The sequence below is a fragment of the Candidatus Ryanbacteria bacterium CG10_big_fil_rev_8_21_14_0_10_43_42 genome (assembly GCA_002793915.1).
Taxonomy (GTDB): Bacteria; Patescibacteriota; Minisyncoccia; order Ryanbacterales; family 2-02-FULL-48-12; genus 1-14-0-10-43-42.
Genome location: PFEF01000008.1, coordinates 36,953 through 54,649, shown reverse-complemented (window position 1 = coordinate 54,649; position 17,697 = coordinate 36,953). Strand labels below are relative to the sequence as shown.

At 42.5% G+C, this 17,697-nt stretch carries 20 protein-coding genes; 7 read left to right on the top strand and 13 right to left on the bottom strand.

The genetic code is table 11. The annotated features are described in order from the left end of the window. The first annotated feature begins 111 nt into the window (after positions 1-111). Both COU90_03920 and COU90_03915 read left to right on the top strand, forming a co-directional pair. The gene (locus tag COU90_03920; protein PJE64218.1) at positions 112-1,464 is read left to right on the top strand and encodes a hypothetical protein; all 1,353 of its coding nucleotides are present in this window, start codon (positions 112-114) and stop codon (positions 1,462-1,464) included. A gap of 192 nt (positions 1,465-1,656) precedes the next feature. Next, complete coding sequence (locus COU90_03915) at positions 1,657-2,004, top strand: hypothetical protein (GenBank protein ID PJE64217.1); 348 nt, start codon at positions 1,657-1,659, stop codon at positions 2,002-2,004. A gap of 191 nt (positions 2,005-2,195) precedes the next feature. Here COU90_03915 and pyrF read toward each other — a convergent pair whose 3' ends face one another. The 4 genes from pyrF to COU90_03895 all read right to left on the bottom strand — a co-directional run bounded on the left by pyrF (position 2,196) and on the right by COU90_03895 (position 6,014). Beyond that, positions 2,196-2,924, bottom strand: a complete 729-nt coding sequence (gene pyrF, locus COU90_03910) for an orotidine-5'-phosphate decarboxylase (GenBank protein PJE64216.1) — start codon at positions 2,922-2,924, stop codon at positions 2,196-2,198. Between the two features lie 101 nt (positions 2,925-3,025). After that, positions 3,026-4,129: a DNA polymerase III subunit beta gene (dnaN, locus tag COU90_03905; protein ID PJE64215.1), complete on the bottom strand. Its 1,104-nt coding sequence runs from the start codon at positions 4,127-4,129 to the stop codon at positions 3,026-3,028. A 305-nt stretch (positions 4,130-4,434) separates the two neighbouring features. Next, positions 4,435-5,811, bottom strand: coding sequence for a chromosomal replication initiator protein DnaA (locus COU90_03900; GenBank protein ID PJE64214.1), 1,377 nt, complete (start codon positions 5,809-5,811; stop codon positions 4,435-4,437). A gap of 2 nt (positions 5,812-5,813) precedes the next feature. Next, positions 5,814-6,014 (bottom strand): hypothetical protein, encoded by a 201-nt coding sequence (locus tag COU90_03895; protein PJE64213.1) that lies wholly within the window; start codon positions 6,012-6,014, stop codon positions 5,814-5,816. A 41-nt stretch (positions 6,015-6,055) separates the two neighbouring features. Here COU90_03895 and COU90_03890 point away from each other — a divergent pair, with 41 nt between their 5' ends. From COU90_03890 to COU90_03870, 5 genes are read left to right on the top strand one after another with little or no spacing between them, the layout of a single operon-like run. After that, positions 6,056-6,190, top strand: coding sequence for a 50S ribosomal protein L34 (locus COU90_03890; GenBank protein ID PJE64257.1), 135 nt, complete (start codon positions 6,056-6,058; stop codon positions 6,188-6,190). A gap of 28 nt (positions 6,191-6,218) precedes the next feature. Further along, positions 6,219-6,593: a ribonuclease P protein component gene (gene rnpA / locus COU90_03885; GenBank protein ID PJE64212.1), complete on the top strand. Its 375-nt coding sequence runs from the start codon at positions 6,219-6,221 to the stop codon at positions 6,591-6,593. Between the two features lie 8 nt (positions 6,594-6,601). Continuing rightward, positions 6,602-6,835, top strand: coding sequence for a membrane protein insertion efficiency factor YidD (locus COU90_03880; GenBank protein PJE64211.1), 234 nt, complete (start codon positions 6,602-6,604; stop codon positions 6,833-6,835). Between the two features lie 9 nt (positions 6,836-6,844). Further along, positions 6,845-7,642 (top strand): hypothetical protein, encoded by a 798-nt coding sequence (locus COU90_03875; GenBank protein ID PJE64210.1) that lies wholly within the window; start codon positions 6,845-6,847, stop codon positions 7,640-7,642. After that, complete coding sequence (locus COU90_03870) at positions 7,599-8,069, top strand: hypothetical protein (protein ID PJE64209.1); 471 nt, start codon at positions 7,599-7,601, stop codon at positions 8,067-8,069. The genes COU90_03875 and COU90_03870 overlap by 44 nt, the downstream gene beginning before the upstream one ends. A gap of 13 nt (positions 8,070-8,082) precedes the next feature. Here the strand turns inward: COU90_03870 and COU90_03865 are convergent, their stop codons facing one another. The 9 genes from COU90_03865 to COU90_03825 all read right to left on the bottom strand — a co-directional run bounded on the left by COU90_03865 (position 8,083) and on the right by COU90_03825 (position 17,685). Continuing rightward, a complete protein-coding gene (locus tag COU90_03865; protein PJE64208.1) occupies positions 8,083-9,285 on the bottom strand; it encodes a hypothetical protein in 1,203 nt (400 codons plus the stop codon). Between the two features lie 7 nt (positions 9,286-9,292). After that, complete coding sequence (locus tag COU90_03860) at positions 9,293-9,691, bottom strand: hypothetical protein (protein ID PJE64207.1); 399 nt, start codon at positions 9,689-9,691, stop codon at positions 9,293-9,295. A 7-nt stretch (positions 9,692-9,698) separates the two neighbouring features. Continuing rightward, entirely contained in the window at positions 9,699-10,712 is a 1,014-nt protein-coding gene (locus COU90_03855) for a hypothetical protein (protein PJE64206.1), read from the bottom strand. Further along, the gene (locus tag COU90_03850) at positions 10,712-11,230 is read right to left on the bottom strand and encodes a hypothetical protein (GenBank protein PJE64205.1); all 519 of its coding nucleotides are present in this window, start codon (positions 11,228-11,230) and stop codon (positions 10,712-10,714) included. The genes COU90_03855 and COU90_03850 overlap by 1 nt, the downstream gene beginning before the upstream one ends. Positions 11,231-11,270: 40 nt before the next feature. Next, entirely contained in the window at positions 11,271-13,094 is a 1,824-nt protein-coding gene (locus COU90_03845) for a conjugal transfer protein TraC (protein PJE64204.1), read from the bottom strand. 67 nt (positions 13,095-13,161) lie between these two features. Then, positions 13,162-13,812 (bottom strand): hypothetical protein, encoded by a 651-nt coding sequence (locus COU90_03840; GenBank protein PJE64203.1) that lies wholly within the window; start codon positions 13,810-13,812, stop codon positions 13,162-13,164. 17 nt (positions 13,813-13,829) lie between these two features. Beyond that, positions 13,830-14,318, bottom strand: a complete 489-nt coding sequence (locus tag COU90_03835; GenBank protein PJE64202.1) for a hypothetical protein — start codon at positions 14,316-14,318, stop codon at positions 13,830-13,832. 32 nt (positions 14,319-14,350) lie between these two features. After that, entirely contained in the window at positions 14,351-15,550 is a 1,200-nt protein-coding gene (locus COU90_03830) for a hypothetical protein (protein ID PJE64201.1), read from the bottom strand. A gap of 5 nt (positions 15,551-15,555) precedes the next feature. Next, positions 15,556-17,685 carry a hypothetical protein gene (locus COU90_03825; GenBank protein ID PJE64200.1) on the bottom strand — a complete coding sequence of 710 codons (2,130 nt, stop codon included), beginning with the start codon at positions 17,683-17,685 and terminating at the stop codon, positions 15,556-15,558. Positions 17,686-17,697: the final 12 nt, after the last annotated feature.

The following is a 17,697-nucleotide window of genomic DNA, read 5'->3' as shown; positions in this document are numbered from 1 at the left end:
CGTGTAATTCTTTGCGTGAGTTGCGTAAAAGATACTGTGTCGCGTACGCAGAGTTTCTACACGTGCTCATTAACACACATACCTTCACATAACATAAATTCAGAATGGGGGATGAGTTTTATGTCTTCTGAAGAAAGGGAAATTGCCGATGCTCCCATCGATGTAGAATCCCTTCTACCGATGGTGCGCACTATGGCGCAGAATATGCAGAAATCCTTACGGCGGAATACTGTTTCTATCGAAGAGCTTTTTCAAAGCGGTGTGGTCGGCTTGCTTCAGTGTAGAGACCGGTATGATCCGTCTTATGGTGTTGCTTTTACTGACTATGCAAAGAAGCGAATCAATGGGGAAATGATAAAACATTTACGCTCCATTGATATAGCGCCGCGCTCTTCGCGTAGGATGGAGAGAGAAATTACTTCTAATAATTTAAATTTGAAGCAGGAGCTTCATCGCACTCCAACTCATGAAGAAGAGGCGGAGCGGTTAGGCCTCACCATGGAGGAATTTCAGAAAAGAAGGGCACGTGCACATATCGATGTAAGAGGTTTAGGGGATATACTGCCTCCCTATCCGGGTAATACAGAGAATCATTACCATTACTTGGAATCCTATGAATTCGAGTTGCCTGATTACTCGAATAATCCGGAATCCGCAGTAGAGGAGGCGGAATTACTCCGTATGGCGATTAAGACCCTTGATCTTCTACCACATCGAAGCAAACAAGTATTGACCCTTCTATTTTATGAGGATCGCACTGAAAAAGAAGTTGGACAAATGTTGAATCTGACAGAAAGTAGGATAAGTCAGTTAAAAACACAAGCCATAAAAGAGATGCGTGAGATCATGAATTCAGCGCCCGCAACCGGTCCTCAAGGGGGGAATTCCAATAAGGAGGTTAAAAAAAGGCGTTCTGAAAGCCTTCCCGTACCCGACAACCAGCCGCAAGGGTACCGCAAAGGAACAACAGAGCGTAGGGAACAGTATGAAATCGCCTTAACTGTGCTTAAGAAGCATGCGATGCAATATGAAAGAGATTGTTTTGTAGTAATGAATCCGAAAAAGATCCTCCGCCAAGCAAACGTCCCGGCATACGCTATGAAACATCTGATAGATTTTGATCTACTAGTATGTTTGAACCCGAACGACAATAAAGACAAACCGCGTATTTATGAAGTACGCGATCTATCAACCCGAACTAACGTTGATCATTCTCCCTATATTGATGCGCGTACATCATGCAAAGGCTCTGATTTTGGTACTGTCGGTAATGAGTCCGTCCGTCTTCCTGAAGCGATAACCGCATTAGCGATCAAGGCGCTTCTGCCCCGCAAAGAAGAAATACAACTTACCGACAGGGTCCAGGAACTTCGGAAGGAATTATCCTGTCTTGATCTTTATGCGAAGAAAGCTATCGTGATCGGATTGCTTAATGATCTCTTCCATGCCGCAGTATCAGAATAAGAGTCCCTATCTTGAGTTTCTACCCGTATGAAACAGGGATTTCTACAACAAAAGCGTACTATGCTTATGGTACGCTTTTTTCATAAGCAACCGCCGCTAAAATCACTGCTCTTGCTCTTCTCTCGAAAGTTAAACAATAATTTGTGTTACAAAACCAATACTAGTATATTGTAAAAAGATACTCGAAAAGAAATGGAGAACTTAATGAATGTCTATATAAGTGGAGGCAACATCCATAAAACAATAACACGCTATTATTCGCCCCATTTATTTACTTTCCTGGATACGATGGAAATTCCCTACTCTTTTAAACGGTGGAATCAAGTAAAGGAAACATTACCAACAGACGAGATCGCACTTGTAGAAATACCCCACATACAAGGGGTGGATTATAGAACAGAACTCGCAGTATATTGTTATGCACGCAGACTTATCTGTTTTATTAACGATAAATGGCTAGGTCCACAAGGCAACCCAAATGAAACCTCGTGGCTTCTTATCCAACTAGTGTCTTTACTGAAGAATAACAAGTTCTTATAACAAGCCCCGCCCAGACACCCCCATCTGGGCTTTTTCTTTCCCCACAAAAAAACATACCATGATATGTTCAGTGAACGTTCATTGGTATGTTGTCCAAAAAGTGCCTGACACCTATTTCTATTTTTTCCATTTTTATAAAAAAAACCCAATTATGCATTATTTGCAAAGGGTTTTTATTCGTTAGAGTGGAGTTAATTTTCGCTTAATCCCTGCCTTATTTCTTCCAAGGTGCGTTCTGTGGCTTCCCTTGGATTCTTGTCTTTAGTAATTGGGCGTCCAACAACAATGCGCGTTGCTCCGTTTCTAATCGCCTGAACGGGCGTTAGGAAACGTGACTGATCGTCTCCTTCAACTAAATTCCATTCAGGACGAATCCCCGGCGTATTGAGCCAAAATTCAGAATCGAAGTTATTTTTAATAACCTCAACTTCCTTGGGTGAAATTACGAGCTCATTTAAGCCGGCTAACTTCGCCATATGAGCAAATCGCAACACTCCATCATTAACGGAACAGTTAAACACACTGCGACATTCTTCATCATTAAGACTTGTAAGCACCGTAACCCCAAGAACTTTTGTTTTCGAAAGTACATTTTGAACGGCGCGCATACCGGAAGTACCCGCACAACACATAACCGTGAGTATTTCCGGAAAATAATCAGCCAGCAATAAAGCATCGGTTTTCATTGTATTTGGAATATCGATAAGCTTCAAATCCGCAAATACTTTCAAACCCCTATCATGCAACTTATTTATAAGATAATACCCCGCCACTCGTAGCGCGGAGTTAACCTTAATGTATACACCAAGACCTTCAAGGTTATCCGCCAGATTAAGCACATTACGGACAACATCCTTTACGCCACCGGATTTTTCGGGATCGTAGTCTGCCGCAATAATAAGCCGCTCTTCAATATCCATCACCTACCTCCTTTATTTAAGGAACATATCAGTATTATTTATAGGTAAGAGTTCATATAAAAGCAATAAAAAAATAATATATCGAACAGGATACTTTTATATTAAACCTTCATTGGCATAACAATATATCTATACCTTCCCTCCTCCCCCTTACTCTGCATTAACAAAGGACCGGAAGCGGATGTAAAGCCAAAAAACGTATCTCCACCAGGTAATTGCGTAAGACCATCAAGAACATAACGATGATTAAAACTTATCTGCATTGTTTCTCCTTTAGCCTCTACCGGAATATGAGATGTATTTTCACCCACTTCCGCATTTACCGTATCAACACGCATAATACCAGCAGGATCTACAAACAACGCAACATCCTGAAGTTTTCCTATAAACACACTGGACAGACGAAGCATTTCTAACACATCATCTCGCTTCACCTGCGCCTCTGTAATAAATTTTGTCGGTATAATGCGCTCATAATCCGGATATACACCTTCCGTTAACCGGGAGACCATACGGAAGCGTTTTGTTAAAAACGTAACATACCCTTTGGAAATATAAGCCTCTACCGATCCGTCTTCATTATCTAAGAGGCGCACAAGTTCATGTGCACTGCGTACCGGCAATAAAAAACGCATACCATCACCGGAAACTCCGTATGTCCCGGTAATTTTCGCTTCCGCAAGCCGAAAACTATCCGTTGCGGCTATTATAAGATCCTTTGGTGTAAAGGCGAATAAAATACTCGCAATTTCAGGTTTTATATCAGACGTTGCCGCCGCTACCGCAACACGCCTAAGTGAATCGCGTACTGTACGTGCCGGTAATTCAATCATATGTCCCTCCTCTGTTTTAGGAAGAAGAGGAAATTCATCCGCTGGATACACACGCATAACTGTTCGTCCCGCACCTGTTTTTAATACCAAATTATCCCCCTCAAGTAATCCTTCTACTTGCTCATCTCTAAGTAAACCTACATAAGAACTTAAAACACGCGCCGGAACCGCTATTCTTCCTTCTTGCTCAATCTTGCCCGGTAATGTAATTTCAATGCCGGTTTCAAGATTTGTGGCAGTAAGAGTAATACGCCCCTTTTCAGCTGTTATTAATATAGCGGACAATATAGGAAGTGAAGACTTGCGTCCGGTGGTTTTTTCCGCCAATAAAACGGCTTCCTTTAGATTGTCTTTGAGAACGGTGAATTTCATATATTCCGGATCTTTATTAATTACTTATTAGTAATAAAGAAAATAATTATTATTTTTTGCACTAGTAGTAAGGCCTGTGGATAGGTGGATAACTTCATAAATCTCCTACTGCACATCGTCTTATGTGTAATCGGTGTGGGGATAAAAAGAGGAGGAAGTAGGGTATAACATGTATGGTATGTGAAGGTGTTTTTCGGGAGGGATATCTTACAACTATGTTATACGTAGATTCACCACTTGTTATTAACGGGTAATCCCCTTTGTCTTTTGTAATGTCTTTTTATGGGGTTATGTACGGAATATCCTTACGTTTCATAGATTTGATCGCGAAGCATATTTATTTCATCGGACAATTTTGTATCGGTCTTCATGTCGCGTAAAATCTTCTCATAGGCATGAATAGCTGTCGTATGGTCACGGCCGCCAAATTTTTGTCCGATATACGGAAAGGATCCTCCAAAATCTTGACGTAGAAGATACATGGCTATCTGACGGGGACGTACAATTTCACGCCTACGGCTTCGTTCAAATAAGTGGCGTTCCTGAATATCATATAACTGACAAACTTCCTTAATGATTCGCGCCGCGGTAATGACTTTTTTCGGCTTATTAATTATTTGAAGAAGGATTTCCTTTGTTTCTTCGGGAGTAAGCGGGCGTCCTAGTACTTTACTTCGTGCAACGACTATATTAAGCGCTCCTTCAAGTTCACGGATGTTTTTTTCGACGGCGGAGGCTATATATTCAAGGGTTTCAGGCGGAACGGAAAGGTTGCGTGCGGCGGCTTTTGATCGTGTAATAGCAAGGCGTGTCTCGTAGTCGGGCTGGGATACATCAGCAATAAGACCGGCTTCAAAGCGAGAACGAAGGCGTTCTTCCAGATCGGGGATTGATTTTGGCGGTCGGTCGGATGAAAAAATAACCTGCTTATTGTTTTCATACAATGCATTGAATGTATGAAAAAACTCTTCCTGGGTACGCACCTTTCCGGCAATGAACTGAATATCATCGATAATAAGAACGTCGAATTTACGGTAACGGTCTTTAAATCGTTGGGGTTCGTTGTTTTGTATGGCGGTAATAAGATCGTTGGTGAATTTTTCTGATGTTGCATAATGCACGGAAAGAGACGGATTTTCTTTTTTAACCGCATTCCCGATGGATTGCAAAAGATGGGTTTTTCCAAGACCCACACCACCATAAATAAACAAGGGATTATAGAGGGACGCTATGTTTTTTACAACAGACATTGCCGCCGCATGAGCAAGTTCATTAAACCCCCCAACGACAAACGTATCAAAAGTATAACGAGGGTTAAGATTTGTTTCTTTGTCAACGCTAAAGTCCTGAAAATCAAGCTGTTCTTCTTGTCCGGTCGTTTCAATAACGACCGCTTGCGGCCGTGATGGTGTGTCGAGAGTATATATGGGCGGTGGAGAGGATGAGATAACGTATTCAATACTGCGTACGTCGGGATTATTACTTCTAAGAGCCCGCATAATAAGCTTATGATACTTATTTTCCAACCATTCCTTCGTAAAGGCATTTGGTACATGTACTACGATGCCATTATGTTCATTTTGTGCAATAGATGTGTGTTTAAACCACGTTATGAAGTTAGCGCGTGAGATAGCGAGCTCAACTTCCCCGAGAACTGCCTGCCATAATTCCTCGTTTGTCATAATTAAGAACAGTTATGGGTGACTAAAAGGTTCAAAGTTAAGAAAAAAGGGAAATATATTATCCACATGCCGTATATTTTTTCTTTGTATGTATATTGTATCAGAAAAGAGGTAAAGAAAAAAATTATCCACATATTATCCTCAAAATCAATCAATTGTGTATAACCTGTGTATGAACTTCTTATTTTAGAGAAAATAAACATCCATATTGAAGTATAAAAGAAAGTATGGTATGGTGTTTGATATGTCAGTTACCTATCAACCAAAGAACAAAAAACGTAAGCGTACGCATGGATTTCTAAAGCGTTCGTTGTCAAAGACGGGAAGAAACGTCCTTCTTCGACGACGTCGAAAGGGGCGGGCCAAGCTTACGGTATAACCTATAAAAACCTTGTAAATAAAGGAAATTGCTACCTAAAACACATCGTTTAGTAAGCAGAGGAGATTTTAAGGGGGTGTTTGACGCTCGTCATACGGCCCGAAGCGGTCCCCTTACGCTCTTATATAGCAGAACAGACCGAAAGTATATACGATTCGGTTTTGTTGTTTCCGGAGCTGTTTCCAAGAATGCTGTTGTTAGAAATCGTCTTAGAAGACAGCTTCATGAGATTATACGATTTTATCTGCCTTCTCTCTCCGGTGGGTATGATTGCGTATTGCGTACGTACCCGGATATTGTCGGTATATCTTATAAGGATATGAAAAAACATATAGAGATAATACTGAAAAAAAGTGCTATCATGAACGATAGAAGTAAGCACTCTAAGTTAGAAATAGATTAATAGTAAACATGGTCTTAGTAGCCGTATATATTATAAAGACGTATCGCTTTTTTTTCTCACCTGATCATGGATTCTTTATGAGAGGGCGTGCTCGCACGTGTCGTTTTTACCCATCTTGTTCCGAATACACCATAAATGCGCTCACAACATATGGGTTTATAAAAGGAATATGGTGTGGCATGCGTCGTATTGGCAGGTGCCACCCTTTTTCTCGGCATGATATATATGATCCTGTTAAGTAATAATTACCAATGAATATTTTTATAACACTCTATAACGAAATTCTCCATAAACCGCTCTTAAATGCGCTTATTCTTTTAACGACATTCTTACCATTTCATGATCTTGGTTTTGCTGTTATTATCCTTACGATTGCGGTGCGGTTTTTATTGTTTCCTTTTACTCATCATTCAGTGAAAGCGCAGGCAAAAATGCGCACACTTGAGCCAAAAATTTCCCAAATACGCCAAGAACATAAAGATAATCAGCAGGAACAAGGGCAAAAGATTATGGCATTGTATAAGGAGCACGGCGTTAATCCTTTTTCGGGATGCCTGATGCTTATTGTGCAACTCCCCATTCTTATTGCGCTTTATCATGTTTTTGGGGCCGGACTTAATATGGAAACGATTCCGGGAGAGCTTTACTCTTTTGTTGCGTTGCCGGAAACGATACATACCATGTTTTTCGGGGTTATCGATCTTATGGAGGCGAGTGTTTTTGTGGCGGCTTTAGCTGCAATCACACAATTTATTCAAATGAAGTTGGCAATGCCTCCATCCCCCAAAACACCGCCAAAAGAGTCTTCTTCCGGTATGCCCGACATTTCCCGTATCATGACATCGCAGATGATGTACGTAATGCCGATTGTTATTTTTATAATCGGACTTCGTTTCCCGGCTGCTGTTGCGCTTTATTGGACAACAATGAACCTATTTGCTATTATCCACGAGTCAATCGTGCGCAGAAAAGCACAGATAATAATGGCCACATCTTCCCAAGATCATGAACCAGAACGAAACAACGCCGGTGATACGAAGTCTTCTTGAAGAAACGCTTAAACGAATGAATATTGTGTCTTCGGTTGAAGAAACAGAGCTTATAGATAGCGTATGTTTTCATATTAAAACGCCTGACGGCGGCATTTTAATAGGGGAAAATGGACAGCACTTATTGGCACTTCATGCTATTGTAAAGCGCATGGCGGAGCGGGTTTTGGGAGATGAGTATATTCCCTTTCTTATTGACGTTAATGATTACCAGCGAAAACGCATTGAAGAAATTAAAGACAGAGCACGTATGAGCGCTCAACGTGTGCGGTATTTTAAAAAAGAAGTTATTATGCAGCCCATGAGCGCATACGAGCGCCGTATTATTCACGTATCTCTCGCAGAAGATCCTGACATAGAGACGGAAAGCATCGGGGAGGGAGAAACCAGGCGTGTGGTTATAAAACCTTCAACAAATACAACCTAAATATACATGGTTTTTAGAGACCAGTAAGGCGGTAGCTCCATAAGCTGCCGTCTTTTTTATTGGTGAAAAAGAGATGAGAAGCATCCCCTGAAGTGAAAAGATGCACAGCATCTACGTTCAACTCGCTTGTATCTATAAGTTTTATTTGTTCATTAGTATCCAGGTTGATGCGCCAAATGGAATCGGAAAATGATACGGTCCCCTGCCACCACGCATCAGGTAATGTCGTGCGGGGGAGTTTATCGGGAATACCACAATAAAGGATATGTTCCTCTTCCCGTGATGACCACACGCATTTTTCCGGAAGTGTTGTCATAGAAAGGGTGCGTACCACTCCGGTATTTTTTGAATAAAGATTTAGTGACGGGCTATTGCCGTTTTGGTTTGTTGAAAAATAGAGAACGGTATTTATATCCGGGGACCAAAGCGATGAAAGTCCGTATATTTCGCCCAATACGTTAACGAGATTTCCGTTTGGCGTTGTGAGGGTATATAAATAACCTTCAGCATAAGCGGACCCCTTTGTTTGTATACTTAGCGTCTGTGATCCGGGAAAGGCAAGTATAATGTCAGGGATGGACGTGCGAAGAATAGTGCTTTGCGCGGTATTATCCGGGCGTGCCGTTATGACGGCAGTCTCTCCGTTTACCGGAAGTGTATATGCCATAACATCACGTTCAGCGGACATAGTTATAGATGTGAGAGACGGCGGTAAAAAACCGGATTCTGCCGTTGTTGTGCCGGAGTATTTTGTATAAAAGTGTCGTATATCCCCGTCCGTATAATAGGAAAGTACCGCATACTCTTTTGAAGGAGACCAGAGTGCTTTTTGGATGGCGGGAATGGTGATATTTGACGCGCGACGTTCGTTTAATCCGTCGTAAGTATTTTCAAAAAGGTGACCGGTGGCTTTTTTAAAATATTTTATTTTATCAGTATCGGGTATGAATGTTGCTCCGATAACCGGTTCTTCCGAAACACGATTCAGGCGTGGCCCCTCCCCTTCTGCAGGTGTGTTCGGGCGGGGAAGAGTTTCTATACCGTCGCCTTCGCCGGGAATTACGGGCATATCTCCGCCGAACAGCCTTCCAAAAAATGACTGTTCGGAATTCTGACTGTCACCGCGGAAAAAGAAAAATATTCCTGTTCCAATAAGAATGACACCAAGAACGCTTGCGCCGATAATAATTATTTTTTTTCGTTTGTCGCTGTTCATATAATATCTAAGGATTTACGGATGCCGGAATGGGAGGAACAGTTAATTTTAAATTAATCAGATTGGGGTTTATCGTTATTAAAATAAGATATGCCGTAAGTGCGAGAAGGAGGCCAAGGATAGCATTAAAAATACGGCTTTTTGCGTCATTTATAACACTGGGGTTTCCGGCGGCGCCCACATATTCGGCTCCGGCAAAAATAAGCATAAGAACAGCTAAAATGCCGGCGGCACTTAAGAGAAACCAGAAAATTTGAGAAATATAGGTAATAAAGCCGTTACTGGTATCAATAGATGCTGTTCCGCCCGGCAAGGGCGCGAGCAGGTTGTAAGTGGCGGCATCCGCCCCCAACCACCCGACAGAAAAGAATAACAGGATTATTACAATAAAGAAGAATATACGCATAGAGAAGTTATTGTACATTGATGATAAATGAATTACGTGCCCGTTCAAAAATATAAGACGGATTTTCAATTTCGTAAGAAATAGTTTGCTTTCCCGCACTTCCCGAATCGGAACGATAATTCAGTATATCACGATCGGATTCATCCGGAGGAAGTATATCTGTGTTAATTTTCCAAAAAGAAGTAAATGATGATAGAGGCGTGCGTATAAAGAACGGAACAGCAAGAAATTGGGCTTCTTGACCCGACGTTAGCGAGAAACGATCTGTGATAGCATTATTAAATTGAGGACCGCGCAGAGGATTTATTTCGTAAAACAATATACGCGGCTCTTGCGGTTTGATGGTAACGCGTTTTTCTTGGGTGGTGGCACCCGAAGCGTCTTTCACGATTACGGACACAACATGTTCTATATTAGGACTTGTTCCGATAGTAAAATAAAATACACTTCGTCCCCGTCCGGAATATTGGGGTTGAATAATATTATTTAGCCGCCATTCGTAAAAAAGCTCGTTTGCCGAAAGGAGTCCAAATCCGGCCGCAATATTGGAAACGGCCGTAACGGTTACGGTAGATCCTCGGGTGGGAAGGGGTTTTCCTTGATATCCGGGCGGCACGTATGTATTCGCTGACCATATTAAATCCAAACTACCGGGGAAAATAGTAATGCTTTTTTCAACGCGTCTGCCTGTTTTTGGTATGGCAGTTAAGGATATGCGTGTTTCGGACCCCACCGGACCGGTTGTGATGGTTATGGATTTTTTACCGACTTCCGATTCCACCGTTACGCCATCTACTACCCAGGTAAATAGGGCTGTTTCCATATCAAAACTGAAAGAACGTGCATCCACCCGAACAGTTTCGTGAGGTCCGGGAGAAGGGGGTGTGAATATAAACTGCACATCACGGCTAACAAGAGTGTCTTGCGCATAAGCGGAGAACGTCATAAAACTAAAAACAAGAAGCGTACCACTTCCTACAAGAGCAAAAAGACTACTATATTTTTTAAAAGAATACGTCATTATTTTTTAGATTCGAATGAAAAAGGAATAATTTTTTTCTTATAAAAACGATAAAATAGCCAGAAGAAAAATCCAAACCATGCGGGAAGCCAATTAAAAACGGTATTACTGAACGTTGTGGCAAATAAAACGGTATATAATGTTATATTATGTGGATTGTCGGGACAAATTCCCTTAAACAAAAACCATAGAGCAATTCCTAAAAACATTATACCACTAAATACGGCTCCTACCACAGCACTGGCACCCGCAATAGCCCACCCTATAACGGGAATGACGGCGGTAAGCGCCCCCAACGCTTCAAATGCGTCCACACATAAGCCAATCATCATACCAATCCCTGATTCTACGGGACTAATGGGAAAGGGTTTTTGAGTACCGGTTTTTATTTCTTGGTTTTTTTCGGTATTTTTTTCCCGCCGCTTATCGGCCGTCCGTGCACGCAGAAGATCCGCCCGGCTTTCCTGTTCGGTATCAGATTGTTCTATGGATATTTGCGCTATTGCGTCTGATGCCATAGCAATAGATTATGCTTGTAAATAAGCTGTTCAAGATTTATTATAATCCCTCCTGTTCCGTAAGATCTTTTTTCGCTTTTTTAATGGCCAGTAATTGCGCCGGATCGGATGTAATTATCTGATCTTCCGTATACGACGCAATAACCTTAATGGCAACATGCTTTAATCCCGCGAAGAAAATACCCTCCCCCACATCTGATTCCAGTAAAAGGAACTTTTCTTCATCGGTAAGGTTGAATGTTTGCTGGATAATATCGATAGATGCGGGTGATTGGCGGAGAAGAACTTGAATGGAGGAGTTGGTTATAAGAGGTTTTCCGTAGGTGGAGCTGATAAAATCAGTAACATCCTGTGTAATGGCAGTAACACCCAGGTAATATTTACGCGCACGCTTCGCAAGACCGTACAAAAAAGAGGCACCATCTTCCGTTTTCATAATCCACCACGCCTCATCTACGATTAAAATACGCTTTTTAAGCTCTGAACGCACAACATTCCAGATGTAATGGGTAACGATATACATACCCACCGGACGAATTTCCTCTTCCATATCCCGCAGTGAAAATACGGCGATATGTTTGTCGATATTGATATTGGTGGGGTGATTGAGGAATCCGGCCCACGTTCCTTCGGTATACTTTCTTAGCCGGACGGCAATATGATCCCCTCCTTCCATGTCAGCAAGAATGGTTTGTAGGTCGGAAAGAAGAGGAGGAGATACTTTTGTAAGATCAGCATCGGGGGTAATATCTTTTGCGGCATAAGTTTCCGTAATGGCGCGGTCTAAAATAGCATCTTCTTCGGGCGTAAAGCCGCCCAGCATAATACGAAAAAGTCCGACAAGGTTTATGATATTTGAACGGAGTACGTCTGCCACCGATTCATCATCCTGCGGAAACGGAAGGTCAAAGGGGTTGATGTGATGAGGCGAGTTTACCGATATATTAAAGAAGCGTCCTCCCACCGTTTCGGCAAGATACTCATATTCTCTTTCCGGATCAATCACAATCACCTCTACGTCAAACATAAGGGAGCGAAGGATTTCAAGTTTTGTCATGTATGATTTTCCGGCACCGGCTTTTGCGAAGATTACCGTATTATAGTTTTCAAGGGTGAAGCGATCAAATAAGATAAGACTGTTATTGTGCCGATTGATGCCGTATAAAATACCGCGATTGGATGTAAGATCAAAGGAAACAAAAGGAAAAATACTCGAAATAGGAGAAGAATTCATGTAGGTGCTTATTTTTAACACATCAAGTGCTAAAGGAAATGTGCTCGTAAGACCCTCCTGCTGTTGAAACAATGCCGGTTTTGCGTATACCAAACGGGCTTCAAGAAGAGATCGAATTTCAGTTTCCGAATCATCTAACTCCTTGAGCGTATCGGCATATACGGTTATATAGAGTCCCAAGCTAAATAATTTTTCTTGGGCTTGTTGCAGTTTATCGCGGAGCGCTTCAAGATCTTGATATGCGGTATCAAGCACCGGATCGCGCACCAGTCCTTTTTCTTCGCGCAAGGAAATTTGCGACTGCACTTCGGCAACTTTTTTTCTAAGATCGCGCAAAATAATAACGGTGTTTACGGGATGGACAAATATTGCGACATCGAATATTTTATCCAGGTTAATGATGGGAGCAAACCAGCTAGTCGCAAGAAATCGCGGATAGGTAAATACAAATATGGTGCGGGCATACTTTTCACCGAGGCGAATATAGCTGGAATTCACCTCAAGAGCCGCGGGAGCTATAGCATCTCCCAAATCAAGCATGCCGGCGGCATAAATATCCTGCGGAAATACAGGAAGAATTTCATCCTCTTTTTTCTTATTTTTCCCCGTAAGGGAATCAAATAAACCCATAGTGTAATATTAGGATGCCGGGTATTGGTTTCTTGGAACCATTTCCAAAAAGCCAATATATGGTGCCCTAACCGGTTGTTTCCGGTATCTTCCCCTTCTCCGCTTCTCCCGGATTATAAAGTTCATAAAACAGCTCCACTAATTCTTCGGTGTTAAGCGGTACAACGCGCACGCCTGTGCGTATAAGTCCTTGCCGGACAACCTCCACACGCTGGTATAATTGCGTTTTATATTCTTCAAAGGCTCCTTCTTCAATCGGCTTTGATTCCTTTCCTCCCTTAAATAAAGAGGAAAAAACGCTTTGTACTTCTTTTTTCTTTAAAGATCCGCCCGGCGTAAAGGGAACAACGATATAAAAATTCTTTGTCATAATATTTGCGGAATCCACAAATGAACCTACGAAGTCGATATATTCGGTAATTTGAATTTTCATAAGATCATGATAGGTGTGTTTAAGGCGTTCGCGTAAAATATCAAGGTATGGATCAATATTCAATCTGCGTGATTGAATAAAGAATTCAACGGAGAAATCAAGCGAATTAAGAAAATTTTGGTACTGAAGCACGATAGCGTCCTGTTCCTCACCCGATTTAAGAGCGAAGTTAATAGAGGAAGCAATAAGTACCACACGAAAAGAACCGTCCTTCAAAAGAAGAACGCCGTCACGAACTTCCTTTATGGAGACAATGTCTTGTGCGGGGCGTGTGGATTGTGCCATAGAAAAGATTTATATTATTAGACGTCGGTCGTGCGCGGAGGGACGTTGTCCTTATCTTTATTCGCGGGGAATGCATTTTCACGAATGTTTGGCGGACGTTCTCGCTTTACATGCTCCATAACATCTAAAGACCATGCGAGGTCCTTTAGTTTATCCTGGGATACTTTTGGTATGTGCAGTCCCCCGCCTCCGCCCGTTATGACAGAATCTTTTTTGGAAAAATGTTCCTTCTTTTTCCAGATAAAGAGACGGGGGCGTGCTATGTAGCCAAAGTAGTTTCCGATAACAGAAACAAGAGGCTGTCCATTTACCGTGTAAAATGCGAGTGCGAGTGCGAGTGCTACGACAGGAATGGAAAGTATGATGAAGATCCAGAAATTGAAGAAAAACCAAAATAAAAAGGAAAGCCCGCCTCCACCCAGAAGATAGAAGAATTGTTTTGTGGTGAGAGGACCGAAAATTTTATCTTCCACCTGAATAAATTGTGGTACCTGAAATTGTTGCATGTAAGTATATGGTGAGGGTCGGATAGTGTGTTTTATGATATTGGTTCGCGGTAGGGATCGCTTTCATCTTGTTTTGAAGGAGAAAGGTTTTGTTTTACGGGGTTTGGCTTGGGTGGCGTTGGTGGTTTTGGCGGAGGCGGAGAAGCGGCCGGACGCAAGTAATCCGGTACACGAGGGACGCCCTCCACTTGTTTCTTTTGTGCGGAAAATCCGCGAAATGTGGGGATAGCGCCTCCTTTTGGTATGGTTTCCGGAGATTTTTCTTCAAGAGATACTATTTCAGGCGGAGATACGGGGGTTATTTCTTTAACAGGCTCTTTTTCTTGCGAGGAAGAGGTGAGCGGTGGAGGCGGGTCATTTTTCTTTTCTATAGGGGTAAAAGAAACTTTTTCATTGGCTATGGTATCTATGTCGATAACAGCCTTTGGTCCCGGAGACGGTATTTTTCTAAATGGAGAGGAAGAAAAAGGTTTTTCATTTGTATACGGAACAGGTGCGGCGGGAGGAATATTCTTTTTGGGTTGAAGGGTTGTTTCGGGAAGACGGGAGAACATGGGAGATGCGGGTGTGATCTTTTCTTCCGGCGGAGGCGGGGCTTTTTCTTCCGGCGGTTTTATTGATTTAGGGAATGGTTTTGGAGGCGGAGATGCATCATTGGTGATGGACTCACGGTACGGGTCATTCCGTGAGTAGGAATGACTTTCTTTTAAGTGAGGGGGTTCTTCTACCGCTTCATCAAGTTCGCGTTTTAATGTTTCAATGGAGCTGTTTTTTACAAAAGAAAGACTCTTTCCTTCTTCTTCTACGAAATTAAGTTTGTCGTCAAATAAGGAAGAAGCGGTACTTTGTTCCGTTGTTTCCGCAATATTTTGGGGAACCTCTTCCGTTTTTGTGTCTTTATCGCTTTCTTCCACGCCATGAAGTTCACGAAGTTCTTTTCGGACGGGGGCGAATATTTGCTTATTAACATCGTCGGCTATTTGTTTTGCAACGCTTTTATCTATTTGAAGGCGACGTTCCAAATTACCGACAAATTCATTTGGTTTTGTGGCACCGATCATAAAGTCGCCTATTTCGGACGCCAGTTCTCCCATTTTATCGATAAGAAGTTTGTATTTTGTACCAATATCAAATACGGCGTCAGCCGTAGCTCCCGCAAACAAAACGTGCCGAAGCGCCTTTGGGAGACGTTGTATGCGTTGATCCGCTTCTTGTGGTGTAAGTGTTGCCATATAAATTAAGGATTAAAATTATGACCTCTTGTTTTAGCTGAAGACGCAATTTCATGACTTATTTTCGAATTAAGAATTTGAGCGCCCGGACTTACGACAAAGAATTTCGCGGTCGATCTGCTTAGTTTATCGTATGCATGCAGTTCTTGAGAAGTTCCGGGAGGCGGTGTAATGCTTTTTAAGCGAGTGTATGCGCTTTCCAATGCATCACCAAATTTCTTTCCAAATTCATCCAATCCCGCTTCCAATACATTTGATTTTGCCGCCAAAAGAAGCGCATTCTGAACCTTTTCGTTGGCAAGAGAATCTTCCCTAAGATTATCCTGAATATCTTTTACGGTTAGGTTTGATACCGCTTGGTTGAGATTTAGTTCCTGCTCTTGAGGAGTTGCTCCGCGGGTAGCGGCAAGTTCAGGAAGTACTTTTTCAATATTCTTAATAGCTTTCGTATTTCCTGTGGTGATGTATTTTGCGTGATCGCGCCTAAGGTCTGCGGTGTCTAATGCATCCGCTTTTCCTTCTTCAACGGCAAGGCGCCGGATAAGTTCTTTATTGCCCGGAAGAGCTGTTCCCTGGAGTGCCGCTCGAACGGCGGTTTTGGAACCTTTCGCAATTTCACGGTATTGTTTTTCTTTTTCACTTTTTCTCTTTTCGTCTGCGCGCACAATAGCGGCAGGAGTTTTAGCTAGTACGCCGCCTATTACTGGAATGCTTGAGACGCCTTTCGTGACGCTTTGCGCTACTCCCCCGGTAGCTCGCAATCCTAAGTTTTTAGTTCCCCTACCGGCATATCCTTGCGCACTTTTTTGTATCTTTCTGCCAATATTGATGGCGGCATCAGCTCCATAGATACCCATTTTCTTTGCCACCAAGATGGAGCCAAGCAGGATGGCGGCGATACTCACATAACTGAATAGAGCGGCGGTATTAAGCGTTTGAGAATCTCGTACGATGGCGCTTATTTCTTTTCCGTATTGTATGGCAAGGTACATCATGAAGGCGGATGCCGGAAAGAAGAATGACCAGTTAAACAGTGCCCGCCACCAGTCCGTGCTATATCCTTTTGTTTGCGGGAGTATGCCGGCGATAAATCCGATAGGGGCGAAAACAAATATAACCATGAGAGCAATGGTGCGAATGATAAGAAGGGCGCCAAGCGCTATAAACACAAATATAAGAATGAGCAGTAGAATAAGAATGATAACCTGAAACAAGCCATCTACTATAAGAGGGTCAAACTGGTTGGGAGCTTGGCCGAGAGCCATTGCGGTCGCAGCGCTTGGATTTGCTACAGGGGAGTTATTGTACTTATTAAGAACATCGTAAAAACCGTTAGTAACCGCATCGGTAAACTCAATTTCTGTTCTTGGTGAAGTGCCCGCGTTAAGCGCTGTTATTTGGCTGATATTCATAACATCAGCAATTTTATTAGATACCGGATAAATGGGCTCTATAAATTGAAGCGCTAACAGATTGGACGCATCTACCACGGCAAATGATATTACCAAACTAAAGTTGATAAGAAGAGCGGTAATGACAAGGCGCGGAAGGAGTTGTTTTATGCCGTATGTTTCAACACGCAGGATGGTGGCAATGGCAATAACAAGAAGAATAAGAATAAAGAATATGTTGGCAACATCGCGCGCGATAGTCCAGCCCAGTTCAATAAATTTTAATTGTCCAAAGCCGGCAAGCGCTATGGCAACAGCTTGATCAAATAGACGTGCCACAATTCCCACCACCCAGACAAGAACGGAATTAAGAAATTGTATTATACCGATAAGAGCCTTGATAACACTCGGAAGAACGTACTGCACGACGGCACCACCGGCTGCCTTTGTGAGTGTGGCGGTGGGATCAACAGGAGGTGTGGGGCAAGATCCCGCCGAGGATCCAAGACATTGAAATTGAAGCCCTGTACACCCTTTTGCCGCACAAGCGTCTGCGGCGGCTTTTAGTGTTGCGCCCTCGCCGCATAAAGCATATTCGATTTTTCCCGGTATTACGTTATTTATGCATTCGGAATAAAATTGAGCATCCGCGCTATGCGATACCGCCGGCGAAAACACCGCAAACAGCGTAAGTAGGAGTATGCCACTAAAAAGGAGTATTTTATTTTGCAAAAAAGAAATCATTATGTAATCTTG

Excerpts from the sequence above, each read along its gene's own strand:
- COU90_03920 (PJE64218.1), top strand. The coding sequence starts at position 112 with ATGAGTTTTATGTCTTCTGAAGAAAGGGAAATTGCCGATGCTCCCATC.
- COU90_03915 (PJE64217.1), top strand. The coding sequence starts at position 1,657 with ATGGAGAACTTAATGAATGTCTATATAAGTGGAGGCAACATCCATAAA.
- pyrF (PJE64216.1), bottom strand. The coding sequence starts at position 2,924 with ATGGATATTGAAGAGCGGCTTATTATTGCGGCAGACTACGATCCCGAA.
- dnaN (PJE64215.1), bottom strand. The coding sequence starts at position 4,129 with ATGAAATTCACCGTTCTCAAAGACAATCTAAAGGAAGCCGTTTTATTG.
- COU90_03900 (PJE64214.1), bottom strand. The coding sequence starts at position 5,811 with ATGACAAACGAGGAATTATGGCAGGCAGTTCTCGGGGAAGTTGAGCTC.
- COU90_03895 (PJE64213.1), bottom strand. The coding sequence starts at position 6,014 with ATGTTTATTTTCTCTAAAATAAGAAGTTCATACACAGGTTATACACAA.
- COU90_03890 (PJE64257.1), top strand. The coding sequence starts at position 6,056 with ATGTCAGTTACCTATCAACCAAAGAACAAAAAACGTAAGCGTACGCAT.
- COU90_03880 (PJE64211.1), top strand. The coding sequence starts at position 6,602 with ATGGTCTTAGTAGCCGTATATATTATAAAGACGTATCGCTTTTTTTTC.
- COU90_03875 (PJE64210.1), top strand. The coding sequence starts at position 6,845 with ATGAATATTTTTATAACACTCTATAACGAAATTCTCCATAAACCGCTC.
- COU90_03870 (PJE64209.1), top strand. The coding sequence starts at position 7,599 with ATGAACCAGAACGAAACAACGCCGGTGATACGAAGTCTTCTTGAAGAA.
- COU90_03865 (PJE64208.1), bottom strand. The coding sequence starts at position 9,285 with ATGAACAGCGACAAACGAAAAAAAATAATTATTATCGGCGCAAGCGTT.
- COU90_03860 (PJE64207.1), bottom strand. The coding sequence starts at position 9,691 with ATGCGTATATTCTTCTTTATTGTAATAATCCTGTTATTCTTTTCTGTC.
- COU90_03855 (PJE64206.1), bottom strand. The coding sequence starts at position 10,712 with ATGACGTATTCTTTTAAAAAATATAGTAGTCTTTTTGCTCTTGTAGGA.
- COU90_03850 (PJE64205.1), bottom strand. The coding sequence starts at position 11,230 with ATGGCATCAGACGCAATAGCGCAAATATCCATAGAACAATCTGATACC.
- COU90_03845 (PJE64204.1), bottom strand. The coding sequence starts at position 13,094 with ATGGGTTTATTTGATTCCCTTACGGGGAAAAATAAGAAAAAAGAGGAT.
- COU90_03840 (PJE64203.1), bottom strand. The coding sequence starts at position 13,812 with ATGGCACAATCCACACGCCCCGCACAAGACATTGTCTCCATAAAGGAA.
- COU90_03835 (PJE64202.1), bottom strand. The coding sequence starts at position 14,318 with ATGCAACAATTTCAGGTACCACAATTTATTCAGGTGGAAGATAAAATT.
- COU90_03830 (PJE64201.1), bottom strand. The coding sequence starts at position 15,550 with ATGGCAACACTTACACCACAAGAAGCGGATCAACGCATACAACGTCTC.
- COU90_03825 (PJE64200.1), bottom strand. The coding sequence starts at position 17,685 with ATGATTTCTTTTTTGCAAAATAAAATACTCCTTTTTAGTGGCATACTC.